Annotated in this window: 8 protein-coding genes, 8 tRNA genes and 2 rRNA genes; all 18 read left to right on the top strand. The window is 43.7% G+C overall.

Annotated features, from left to right (window positions below; all coding sequences use genetic code 11):
* Positions 1–2222: ribosomal RNA gene (locus A5886_RS15590) — 23S ribosomal RNA — on the top strand; the annotation flags it as partial.
* Positions 2223–2297: 75 nt separating this feature from the next.
* Positions 2298–2413, top strand: a 5S ribosomal RNA gene (gene rrf, locus A5886_RS15585).
* Between the two features lie 16 nt (positions 2414–2429).
* Positions 2430–2502: transfer RNA gene (locus A5886_RS15580), tRNA-Val, on the top strand.
* Between the two features lie 3 nt (positions 2503–2505).
* Positions 2506–2578, top strand: a tRNA-Lys gene (locus tag A5886_RS15575).
* A gap of 14 nt (positions 2579–2592) precedes the next feature.
* A tRNA-Leu gene (locus tag A5886_RS15570) sits at positions 2593–2674 on the top strand.
* 8 nt (positions 2675–2682) lie between these two features.
* Positions 2683–2755, top strand: a tRNA-Thr gene (locus A5886_RS15565).
* Between the two features lie 11 nt (positions 2756–2766).
* Positions 2767–2838, top strand: a tRNA-Gly gene (locus tag A5886_RS15560).
* A 17-nt stretch (positions 2839–2855) separates the two neighbouring features.
* Positions 2856–2941, top strand: a tRNA-Leu gene (locus A5886_RS15555).
* 12 nt (positions 2942–2953) lie between these two features.
* A tRNA-Arg gene (locus A5886_RS15550) sits at positions 2954–3027 on the top strand.
* Between the two features lie 30 nt (positions 3028–3057).
* Positions 3058–3131 (top strand) — tRNA-Pro (locus A5886_RS15545).
* 106 nt (positions 3132–3237) lie between these two features.
* Positions 3238–4119 (top strand): ribosome small subunit-dependent GTPase A, encoded by an 882-nt coding sequence (rsgA, locus tag A5886_RS15540; protein ID WP_086275946.1) that lies wholly within the window; start codon positions 3238–3240, stop codon positions 4117–4119.
* 12 nt (positions 4120–4131) lie between these two features.
* On the top strand, positions 4132–4782 hold the full coding sequence (gene rpe, locus A5886_RS15535) for a ribulose-phosphate 3-epimerase (RefSeq protein WP_306297908.1): 651 nt from the start codon (positions 4132–4134) through the stop codon (positions 4780–4782).
* Positions 4783–5415: a thiamine diphosphokinase gene (locus tag A5886_RS15530; protein WP_086275944.1), complete on the top strand. Its 633-nt coding sequence runs from the start codon at positions 4783–4785 to the stop codon at positions 5413–5415.
* A 144-nt stretch (positions 5416–5559) separates the two neighbouring features.
* Positions 5560–6417, top strand: coding sequence for a rod shape-determining protein MreC (mreC, locus tag A5886_RS15525; RefSeq protein ID WP_086275943.1), 858 nt, complete (start codon positions 5560–5562; stop codon positions 6415–6417).
* Between the two features lie 2 nt (positions 6418–6419).
* Positions 6420–6929 (top strand): rod shape-determining protein MreD, encoded by a 510-nt coding sequence (gene mreD / locus A5886_RS15520; protein WP_086275942.1) that lies wholly within the window; start codon positions 6420–6422, stop codon positions 6927–6929.
* Between the two features lie 173 nt (positions 6930–7102).
* Positions 7103–8449: a C40 family peptidase gene (locus A5886_RS15515; protein WP_086275941.1), complete on the top strand. Its 1347-nt coding sequence runs from the start codon at positions 7103–7105 to the stop codon at positions 8447–8449.
* 214 nt (positions 8450–8663) lie between these two features.
* Complete coding sequence (locus A5886_RS15510; RefSeq protein WP_256926244.1) at positions 8664–10283, top strand: PTS sugar transporter subunit IIBC family protein; 1620 nt, start codon at positions 8664–8666, stop codon at positions 10281–10283.
* The gene (locus tag A5886_RS15505) at positions 10246–12276 is read left to right on the top strand and encodes a BglG family transcription antiterminator (RefSeq protein WP_086275939.1); all 2031 of its coding nucleotides are present in this window, start codon (positions 10246–10248) and stop codon (positions 12274–12276) included. Before A5886_RS15510 ends, A5886_RS15505 begins: the two co-directional genes overlap by 38 nt.
* Positions 12277–12282 lie beyond the last annotated feature (6 nt).

Below are 12282 nucleotides of genomic sequence, written 5' to 3'. Positions count from 1 at the left end.
AGTATGTTGTCGTAGACCCGAAACCATGTGATCTACCCATGTCCAGGTTGAAGGTGCGGTAAAACGCACTGGAGGACCGAACCCACGTACGTTGAAAAGTGCGGGGATGAGGTGTGGGTAGCGGAGAAATTCCAAACGAACTTGGAGATAGCTGGTTCTCTCCGAAATAGCTTTAGGGCTAGCCTCGGAATTGAGAATGATGGAGGTAGAGCACTGTTTGGACTAGGGGCCCATCTCGGGTTACCGAATTCAGATAAACTCCGAATGCCATACATTCATATCCGGGAGTCAGACTGTGAGTGATAAGATCCATAGTCGAAAGGGAAACAGCCCAGACCACCAGCTAAGGTCCCAAAATATATGTTAAGTGGAAAAGGATGTGGGGTTGCACAGACAACTAGGATGTTGGCTCAGAAGCAGCCACCATTTAAAGAGTGCGTAATAGCTCACTAGTCGAGTGACCCTGCGCCGAAAATGTACCGGGGCTAAACATATTACCGAAGCTGTGGAGTGCACCATTAGGTGCATTGGTAGGAGAGCGTTCTAAGGGCGTCGAAGGTAGACCGTGAGGACTGCTGGAGCGCTTAGAAGTGAGAATGCCGGTATGAGTAGCGAAAGACAGGTGAGAATCCTGTCCACCGAATGACTAAGGTTTCCTGGGGAAGGCTCGTCCGCCCAGGGTTAGTCGGGACCTAAGCCGAGGCCGAAAGGCGTAGGCGATGGACAACAGGTTGATATTCCTGTACCCGTTGTTTTTGTTTGAGCAATGGAGGGACGCAGGAGGCTAAGAGATGCAGACTGATGGATATGTCTGTTCAAGCAGTAAGTCTTGATAGGAGTCAAATGCTTCTAACTTTACGGACAAGCTGTGATGAGGAGGGAAATAATAGTACCGAAGTCTCTGATGTCACACTGCCAAGAAAAGCTTCTAGTGAGAAAACAATGGCCCGTACCGCAAACCGACACAGGTAGTCGAGGAGAGAATCCTAAGGTGAGCGAGAGAACTCTCGTTAAGGAACTCGGCAAAATGACCCCGTAACTTCGGGAGAAGGGGTGCTGCTCTAACGAGCAGCCGCAGTGAATAGGCCCAAGCGACTGTTTATCAAAAACACAGGTCTCTGCAAAATCGAAAGATGAAGTATAGGGGCTGACGCCTGCCCGGTGCTGGAAGGTTAAGAGGAGTGCTTAGCGTATGCGAAGGTACGAATTGAAGCCCCAGTAAACGGCGGCCGTAACTATAACGGTCCTAAGGTAGCGAAATTCCTTGTCGGGTAAGTTCCGACCCGCACGAAAGGCGTAACGATTTGGGCACTGTCTCAACGAGAGACTCGGTGAAATTTTAGTACCTGTGAAGATGCAGGTTACCCGCGACAGGACGGAAAGACCCCATGGAGCTTTACTGTAGTTTGATATTGAGTGTCTGTACCGCATGTACAGGATAGGTAGGAGCCGTAGAAATCGGGACGCCAGTTTCGATTGAGGCAATGGTGGGATACTACCCTTGCGTTATGGCCACTCTAACCCGCAGCCCTTATCGGGCTGGGAGACAGTGTCAGATGGGCAGTTTGACTGGGGCGGTCGCCTCCTAAAAGGTAACGGAGGCGCCCAAAGGTTCCCTCAGAATGGTTGGAAATCATTCGAAGAGTGTAAAGGCAGAAGGGAGCTTGACTGCGAGAGCTACAACTCGAGCAGGGACGAAAGTCGGGCTTAGTGATCCGGTGGTTCCGCATGGAAGGGCCATCGCTCAACGGATAAAAGCTACCCTGGGGATAACAGGCTTATCTCCCCCAAGAGTCCACATCGACGGGGAGGTTTGGCACCTCGATGTCGGCTCGTCGCATCCTGGGGCTGTAGTCGGTCCCAAGGGTTGGGCTGTTCGCCCATTAAAGCGGCACGCGAGCTGGGTTCAGAACGTCGTGAGACAGTTCGGTCCCTATCCGTCGCGGGCGTTGGAAATTTGAGAGGAGCTGTCCTTAGTACGAGAGGACCGGGATGGACTTACCGCTGGTGTACCAGTTGTCTCGCCAGAGGCATCGCTGGGTAGCTATGTAGGGAAGGGATAAACGCTGAAAGCATCTAAGTGTGAAGCCCACCTCAAGATGAGATTTCCCATTTCTTTAAGAAAGTAAGATCCCTGAGAGATGATCAGGTAGATAGGTCAGAAGTGGAAGGCTAGTGATAGTTGGAGCGGACTGATACTAATCGATCGAGGACTTAACCAAGATTAATGTGAAACTCGGAAGAGTTTTGATTCTTCAATCCAGTTTTGAGTGAGCAACACTTACTCAATTGAATAGTGTGGTGGCGATAGCAAGAAGGATACACCTGTAACCATGCCGAACACAGAAGTTAAGCTTCTTAGCGCCGATTGTAGTGAAGGGTTTCCCTTTGTGAGAGTAGGACGTCGCCACGCGTTTTTTTTACCTTATGGGGGTTTAGCTCAGCTGGGAGAGCATCTGCCTTACAAGCAGAGGGTCAGCGGTTCGAACCCGTTAGCCCCCATATGAGCCGTTAGCTCAGTTGGTAGAGCATCTGACTTTTAATCAGAGGGTCGCAGGTTCGAGCCCTGCACGGCTCATAGTAATAACCTATGCGGGTGTGGCGGAATTGGCAGACGCACTAGATTTAGGATCTAGCGCCTTCGGGCGTGGGGGTTCAAGTCCCTTCACCCGCACTTAAATCGCCGGCTTAGCTCAGTTGGTAGAGCATCTGATTTGTAATCAGAGGGTCGAGGGTTCAAGTCCTTTAGCCGGCATCAGGATTTATGCGGAAATAGCTCAGTGGTAGAGCACCACCTTGCCAAGGTGGGGGTCGCGGGTTCGAACCCCGTTTTCCGCTTTTGCCAATGCAATAAAGCCGGGGTGGCGGAACTGGCAGACGCACAGGACTTAAAATCCTGCGGTGAGTGATCACCGTACCGGTTCGATTCCGGTCCTCGGCATTTTTATATGATGCGCCCATAGCTCAATTGGATAGAGTGTTTGACTACGGATCAAAAGGTTAGGGGTTCGACTCCTCTTGGGCGCGTAGTCTTTTTATTTTTTTGTTTACTATTATCGGGAAGTAGCTCAGCTTGGTAGAGCACTTGGTTTGGGACCAAGGGGTCGCAGGTTCGAATCCTGTCTTCCCGATTTTTTATGTCTGAAGCAACTATGCTTCAGGCTTTTTTTGTCTTCAGAAATCGCTGAAGAAGTGTGATAGTGTGATACAATAGAATAAAAATGAGGAGGAATCTTTTTGAAAGGACAAATCATCAAAGCTTTGAGCGGCTTTTATTATGTTGATGCGGCGGATGAGATCTTCCAGACCCGGGGAAGGGGAAACTTTCGCAATCGTAACATTACTCCCCTAGTAGGGGATGAAGTCATTTTTGAAAGCAGCAGTCGTACAGATGGTTATTTACTAGAAGTTTTACCACGTAAAAATCAATTGGTTCGTCCGCCTGTCGCCAATGTGGATCAAGGAGTGGTCGTCACAAGTTTGATCGAACCTAATTTTTCTTTTAATTTATTGGATCGCTTTTTGGTCACGTTAGAATACGAAGATATTGAACCGATTATTTTTCTGACTAAAGCTGATTTGGTAAATGATGAGAAAATGATCCAAGAAATTGAAACGATTTACGAAAAAATCGGCTATCATGTGATTACTTCTAAAGCTGATGGTGAAGAATTACAGGCACTTGAAAGATATTTCCCAGAACGTGTCACTGTCTTCATGGGACAGTCCGGCGCGGGGAAATCGACGCTCCTTAATCGAATTATGCCGGAACTAGAACTGGAAACAGCGGCTATATCTGAATCATTAGGGCGGGGAAAACATACGACTCGGCACGTGGAATTGTTGCCCCTTTGTGATGGGTTAGTAGCAGACACACCAGGGTTTAGTTCTATTGATTTCTTAGCGATCGAGAGCAATCAATTGCCTAAGTTATTCCCTGAATTTTTAGCAGTTGCCAATGACTGTCGTTTTCGCGAATGCATGCATATCAATGAGCCCAACTGTGCTGTGAAAGACAGTGTTGAAACGGGACTGATTGCAGCATCACGTTACACCAATTATGTCCAATTTTTAGAAGAAATTGAGAACCGACGTCCGGTTTATAAAAAAAAGAAGTGAGGGAATCAAATGATCAAGTTAGCGCCGTCGATTTTAAGTGCCGATTTTGCAAACCTGCAAAGAGATATAGAATTAGTTGAGCAACATGGAGCGGATTATATTCATGTGGATGTCATGGATGGGCACTTTGTACCAAACATTACTTTGGGACCGAATATTGTTAAAGCCATTCGTCCCGTAACGAAGTTGCCACTGGATGTTCACTTGATGATCACTGAGCCTGAAAACTATATCCACGCGTTTGCTGAAGCTGGAGCGGATATCATAGGTGTCCATGTGGAGGCAACACCGCATATTCATCGGGCAGTTCAAATGATCGTTGCCGAAAATGTCAAAGCGGAAGTCGTCATCAATCCAGGAACACCAGTTGATGCAATCAAACATGTTCTTTCGATGTGTGATCAGGTATTGGTGATGACAGTGAATCCGGGATTTGGTGGACAATCCTTTATCGAGGAATCGCTTGAAAAAATCAAAGAGTTGGCTGAATTGAAATCAATCAATGGGTATCATTATGATATTGAGGTGGATGGCGGGATCGTTCCAGAAACTGCCAAACGCTGTTTAGATGCTGGGGCAAATGTTTTTGTAGCAGGTAGTTATATCTATGATGCGGATGAACCAGCTGTACAAATCAATGCACTGAAGGAAGCGTTGCAGTAGATGACTATTTTATTGGTTGCAGGCGGCAAACCCGAGACATGGCCAGATTTAAAACAATATGATATATATATCGGTATTGACCGTGGGGCCCTCTATATACTGGCAGCCGGCTATCCTTTGACACTTGCAATAGGCGATTTTGACTCGCTTTCACAAGAAGAGTTTGACCAAGTCAGTAGTCAAGCCAAAACGATTATTCAAGCACCGCCAGAAAAAGATGATACGGATACACAACTCGCTTTAGCAGAAACGCTGAGACGCTATCCGGAAGCCACTATCGATTTGATTGGCGTGACAGGTGGGCGTTTAGATCATTTGCTGGCGAATTTGTGGCTTGTATTAGAACCTCGATTTCAACCCTTTGCAGGCAATATTCGCTTGCTTGATCACCAGAATAGTATAAGTTTTTACTTGCCAGGTAGTTATCGTATCAGGCATGAAGCAGGCATGAAGTACTTAGCATATTGCTGCTTGACGCCGGTGGTCAATCTAACATTAGAAGGAAGCAAGTATCTATTGAACAACATGGATGTTTCCCAACCGACTTCTTATGCCAGCAATGAGTTTATCACAGAAACAGCTTCTTTTTCCTTTGACGCAGGTGTGATAGCCGTGATCCAAAGCCGTGATTAAGAGACTTAGGTCTCTTTTTTTCTTGTTGAAATTTTCAGAAAGTCAATTACAAAAAAAACATTAAGACGGTCAACTTAGCTTTTGTTTCAGTCATTTTAATGGTAAAATTAAGCCTATCAGTTTCTAACTATTTGAGGTGTCTTTGTGAAAAAGTTTAATCCGAATAAAAATATTATTATCACATTGATTATTGTGATTTTAGTCGTGACCGTTTTAAGTGTGACCATAGCCACAAGAGCTGTGGGGAATACAACAAATGTTGTTCAATCAACAGTAAATGATACAATGGCGATCGTTGACAAGGTAATCACAGCCCCTATCCGCTGGATTGAAAATGGCGCCAATTCTGTAAAAAATTTATTTGTCACTTATGAAGAAAACGAACGTTTAAAAGAAAAGTTGGACAGCTATGATGAACTGGCTCAATCCAATGATAATTATCAGCGAGAAATCGATGCGCTGAAAGAAGAACTAGCCTTGAATGAAACATTGACCAACTATGATAAAATTTCTGCAAATGTTATCAACCGCTCACCTGATACGTGGCAAGATATGCTGGTTGTCGATCAGGGCACGAAAGATGGCGTTGAGATCAATATGGCCGTGATGTCGCAAAAAGGTTTGATTGGTCGCGTGATCGAAGTCAATGCAGCATCTTCTAAAGTTGAGTTGTTAACCTCTGAAAATCAAAATTCCAACCATTTTCCAGTGCGGATCAGTGGAGAAGATGGTGAAAACTTTGGTATTTTAAGTAGCTATGACCAAAAAGAAAAGTCATTGGTTATTACACAACTAACTGGATCAAGTAGCTTAAAAGAAGGAGATGTTGTTCAAACTTCTGGCCTAGGAGGGAATTCTCCAGCCGATTTAGCGATTGGTACAGTTGTAAGTACGACCAAAGATGAATTTGGTCTAGATACAAAAGTGTACGTGAAACCTTATGCACAAATGTACGATATTCAAACAGTGACTATCATCAAACGCTTGGCAGGTGATGAATAGTTATGAAAAAACATGACTATATCAAATATATTTCTGCTATTTTCTTATTTGTCATGATGCTAGTCGATGGACAGTTGACCCGTTTGTTAGAAAAATGGACGCAGGACAACTATATTGCAAGTGCCCATGTATTGCTGATTGCTTTATTATGCGGGGCGCGATATTTGCCAAGGAATTTCTTGATTCCGACAGCATTGATCATTGGTGGACTGTATGATCTATATTATATAGGGTTGATCGGTATCTATACTGTAGCGTTTCCATTGATTGTTTGGATTATGTATGTACTGGACAAAACAATTTATCAAAATATTTTCACTATGTTTTTTGGTATGATCATTTTTGTGACCAGTTTAGAAATCGTCACGCTTAGTATTCAGCTTTTGTTCAAGATCGCATCAGTCAATACATCCTTTTTTGTATCGCGATTTTTAGCGCCGACGCTATTGTTGAATATGATCTTATTTTTCATTTTAGTAATCCCATTCATGAAGCTATTCAAAGAAGAATAGCTTCATTTTTTTGCCTTGAATCTCCGTTAATTGAAATGTTTTTGTAATAATTCTTTTATCAATCTGACATGCGGCTATGGTACAATCAGTTTAGTTCAAATATCTTTAGATATTCTTAAGTAATTATACATAAAAACAACACATTGAGAGCATGTCAGCCGGAGGAATGAAGCGTGAAAAAACGTATTTTGTCAGCATTATTAGTAAGTTCGATCGTTCTTACATCAATTGCCGCACCGACAATTGTTTCAGCAACTGATTATGACAATAAAATTGAACAAAAAAATCAAGAAATCACTGATTTGAAAGACCAACAAGCAAGTACACAAACACAGGTCACTGCCCTTGAAAGTGAAGTGGCTGCAATCAATGAGAAAGCCCAAAGCTTGTTGCAACAACAAACGGATCTACGCAACGATTCTGAACAATTAAAACAAGAAATTGCTGATTTAAAAGTACGGATCGAAAAACGCGAAGCGGCGATTCAAGAACAAGCCAGAGACGTCCAAGTCAACGGCAAAAGTTCTTCATTCATCGATGCGGTTCTAGAGGCAGATTCTCTGACGGACGCAATTGGTCGTGTCCAAGCGATGACGACGATCGTCAATGCCAATAATGACTTGGTGGAGCAGCAAAAAGCCGATCAAGAAGCTGTTGAAAACAAAAAAGCTGAAAATGACGAAAAATTAAAAACGATTGAATCCAATCAATTTGAATTAGAGACACAATTAAGCGACTTGCAAACCAAGCAAGCTGCGTTGAATGTGTTACAAGCAGACTTGGCTTTACAACAAGCCAACAAAGAAGATGAAAAAGCTGACTTAGAGAAACAAAAATCTGAGTATGAAGCTGAACAAGCACGGATTGCTGCAGAAGAAGCTGCTGCCAAAGAGGCGGCCGAAGCCCAAGCGCAGCAAGAAGCAGAAGCTGCTGAGGCTGCTGCAGCGCAAAGCACAGAAGCGACTACAGCGAGCAGCACGACAGAAGAATCGGCAAATTCAGATTCATCAACGAGCCAATCAACAAGTAACAACAGCAATACTGATACAACACAAAGCAGTACCAGCAATCCAACAAACAGCCAAGAATCAACAAATACGGATTCATCAAACAATACATCCGAGTCTACTACAGGTTCCGAAAATACGTCTACACCTGCACAATCAGTAGATGGGGCAGCCATCATCGCGGAAGCACAAAAATACATCGGTACGCCTTATCTATGGGGTGGCACAACACCGAGTGGTTTTGACTGTTCGGGATTCACGCAATATGTTTTTGCGAAAGTAGGCATTTCATTGCCTCGTGTGACGTACACGCAAGAATATGCAGGTACTGTTATTTCAATCAATGAAGCCAAAGCAGGTGACTTGTTATTCTGGGGCAGCCGCGGCAGTACCCACCATGTAGCGATTGCTATGGGGAATGGACAATATATCCATGCACCAACAACAGGTCAAACGGTCTCAATCAGTAGTTACTCATACTATTCACCTGATTTTGCAGTTCGTGTAAACTAAACAAAATGGGATAAAAAAAAAGCTGGCGTTTGACGTCAGCTTTTTTAGTGTCTTATACTATTCTTGCATAAGACAGGATGAAAGCTTGTGTACACAATAGACACGCAGTGTGAAGGTGGAGAGAAAGGTACAATACATGATAAAACGCGCATTTTTAACAAGAGAAAGAATGGATACGCTTAAATTTTATACAAATTACCTTTCTAGGATGATAATGCCCAATTTGAGTATTTTTATTGCTTGGATGCTCATTTCCTTTGTTTTGTCACAGCTAAGCGTTGAACCGTCATTGATCGACCAAGCAAAAAAAGGCATTTTCCAATTGGTCCTGCCAATGATGGTTGCCTATACTGGAGGAGAACTTCAGTATCGCGGTCGCGGTGGCATCGCTGCTGTCATTGCAGTCTTTGGCTTGATTTTGATGACAGATGCACCGCAAGTATTTGGCGCGATGGCTCTTGGACCAAGCGCTGGTTGGTTGATCAAACACCTGGATTTGCTGATAAAGGATAAAATACGCACTGGTTATGAAATGATTATCGGGAATCTCTCGGTGGGGATGGTTGGCGGCGTACTTTTTATCATCAGCTTTTTTATACTGGCCCCCTTGTTTGATGACGTTAGTCAGGTCATGGATCAAGTCGTAGATTTTTTTGTACGTAAAAATGCCATTGCCGGTATCCATTTGATTCTGGAACCAATGAAGGTTTTCTTTTTTAATAATGTCCTCAATCATGGCTTGTTGACACCATTAGGGATCGAAGACACAGCTGCCCATGGCAGTTCACTTTTGTTTTTGATTGAAACCAATCCTGGTCCGGGGATGGGTGTTTTGGCAGCATACTGCTGGTTAGGCGCAAAACAGTCACGTACCAATGCAGCCACTGCACTGGTGATTCAGGTCGTAGGCGGTATCCATGAAGTCTACTTTCCCTTTGTGTTGCTTCATCCAGCGCTATTTCTGGCACCGATCATGGGAGGAATCAGCGGGACACTGGTTTTTCAGGTGTTTGGCGCAGGTCTCAAAGCGCCGGCATCTCCTGGATCATTACTCATTATCATGGCCAATGCACCTTTGTCTAAGCTGGCGGCTATCCTTGTAGGCATCTTTATAAGTATGGTTGTTTCATTTGCCATAGCAAGTATTGTGTTAAAAAGAATCAATCAAGAATATGAGGGAAAACATATGTCAAAATTGGATCAAATGGCAGAAATCATCGTTGCTTGCGATGCAGGTATGGGATCTAGTGCAATCGGTGCAAGTATATTGACGCGACAATTGCAAGCAGCCCAGCTGGCAATGCCTGTGCGCTATGAATCGATTTATCGTGTCGCCGATCAAGGAAATATCTTATTGGTTACGCAAAAAGAAATGGCGGCCATTGCCCTAAAGCAAGCACCGTCTGCCCAACATTTTCACGTGGACAATTTTTTAGACGCAACGGAGTATGATCAATTGATCCACCAAATCAAAGCAGCACGTCCACAAGAAGAATCGATCGCGGAAAGACCCACGCAGCCTACAGTTCATGCACTGGTTTTTTTATATCAGGGAACGGTGCGAGGATCACAAACAATGGCTGTCGAATTAGTCAAAAAAATGGCTTCTGAAGAAGGGTTATCAGTTGCAATCAGTAAAGCATCATTGACAGAGGTGTCTTTTTCCAGAGATACGATTTATATTGTTTCAGAAGCATTAGCTAAAATAGTGGATACTGAAGGGGCAGCGCTTTTTGTGGTCAAAGATTTATTGCATATTGAACAATATCGTCAGTTGCTGACAGAAGGAGTCGACCATGTTCTTAACCAAACGCGAAACGATTTTATTAACTGAACTAATGAATAGTACGGGACCAGTATCGTTGGATCGCATGATGCAAATCTTAAAAGTCAGTAAACGGACACTTTATCGAGAACTGGCTCATTTGGAAAGTTCTTTAGAGCGTGTAGATGCAGCATTGGAAAAAAGAGGCCGGGGTGCGTATCAGATCACGGCCTCAGAACAAGGATTCCGTCAATTACAAGAAGCAATCATGACTGATACGGGTCAAGAATTTGCTGCCAACGAACGCCAACACCATATTCTGTTGCAACTGACGATGGCAAACGAGCCGGTATCCATGCACGATCTATTGGCTACCTACCAGATCAGCAATACCACTTTTTTTGCTGATATCAAGCAATTGGAAGAAAGTTTGGCACGTTTGCCTTTGCGCATCGTCCGCAATCAAGGCTATGCAATCCAAGGGTCTGAAAAATATCGCCGCTTGGTAACTGCGAATACGATGGTGATGGAGATCAATGAATACCAATTTTTTCACTTGCCAGAAGCGCAGGAGCAAGAACGGTCTGTGTTTCAATTTATTTCTCGTCACCACTTATTGTTGGCACAACGTTTGGTGCGTGAGATGATCGAGCCTAAGTTTACAGAACTTAGCGACCGTAAATTGGCGTTTATTATCTTGATGCTGGCATTGGCCATGGATCGTGTCGAACAGGGTCATGCAGTTGAAGAAGAAACGTATCCCAGCCAGTTGAATAAAGGGCTCTTACAGTCCGCCAAGCAAGTCTTCGGCAAAGTGGCTGAACAGACCAAATTACTTTATTCTATCAATGAAATCGTCTTTTTTGCAGTCTTATTGGGTGACTTTGCCAATTCATTCGACAAAGATTTTTTTGATGAAAATTTTGATACTGATTTGGCCTATCGGGTCAAACGTTTGATTGAAGGCGTCAGTGAGCAAACCGAGGCTGCGTTTTATGAAGATACCAATTTATATAAAATGTTATTGACCCATATCTCTGGGGTGATGACGCGGGCAATTTTAGAAGAACATCAATTGAACAATCCGATTTTAGAAAAAATCATGAATCAATATGTGGAGATCGCGGCTGCCATTCGCAGTAATTTGCCCTATATCTTTCCGCAACAGCAATTTTCTGAAGAAGAAATTGCTTATATGGTTTTGCATTTCGCCAATTCTCTAGAAAAAAATCCAAAAGTGTTAGAAGTCAACATTGCCGGGGTTTCACCTAGCGGTTTAGCGTCGATCAGTTTATTGGAGATGCAGCTTCGGAAACATTTTCCTTTTATCAACCAGATCACGTTCTTTCGCGTAGGAGATGTGCAACGGGAAAAAATCGAGGAACACTATGATTTGATTATTTCTACTTCGCTGCTGCCTGGTTATCAAGGGAATTATCAGTTGGTTTCACCGATTTTATTAGATGAAGATATCCAAAAACTCAAAACGGCCTTTCAGGAAATCAGTCAACAGAAACGATCGGCCCATAAAACACCCGCGCCAGTCAATAAAAGCGAGAGCTATGAAGAAGTATTGGCTTTTATTGACGCAATCAATACCTTCTTGGCTTTGTTTCGCGTAGAAACGATTGATAACAGTCTAGACTTGGAACAAACCCTTACGGAAGTGATGGCACGCTTTGAGCATACGTTGATTGCGGATGCCCAAAAGGTAGCTAGAAAATTGTTAAAGCGGTATCTGCAAGCACCGGTAGGTATACCCAATACGCATGTTGCGTTATTCCATGCCTCGAGTTCGGCCATTGTCGCACCGGTGTTTCGGATCTTTGATTTGCAGCAACCGTTGCAGCTGTTTGCGATGGACAAAAAAGAAATCACCGTTACGCGGTTATTGGTGATGCTTGCACCGTATCCAATCAATGAGATCAGTAGTCAAATGCTTGGCAAAATCAGCGGATCGATTATTATGAATGATTTGAATACCGAGATATTCAACTCCGGCAATGAACCCATCATTTATCAACTGTTATCGTCTCTTTTGATTGAAGAAGTGAAACAATAGGAGGAA

Origin of the sequence: Candidatus Enterococcus testudinis (assembly GCF_002140915.1) — a bacterium.
GTDB lineage: Bacteria > Bacillota > Bacilli > Lactobacillales > Enterococcaceae > Enterococcus_D > Enterococcus_D testudinis.
Note: the sequence above shows the minus strand (reverse complement) of the source record. Positions and strands in the feature narration are given on the sequence as shown.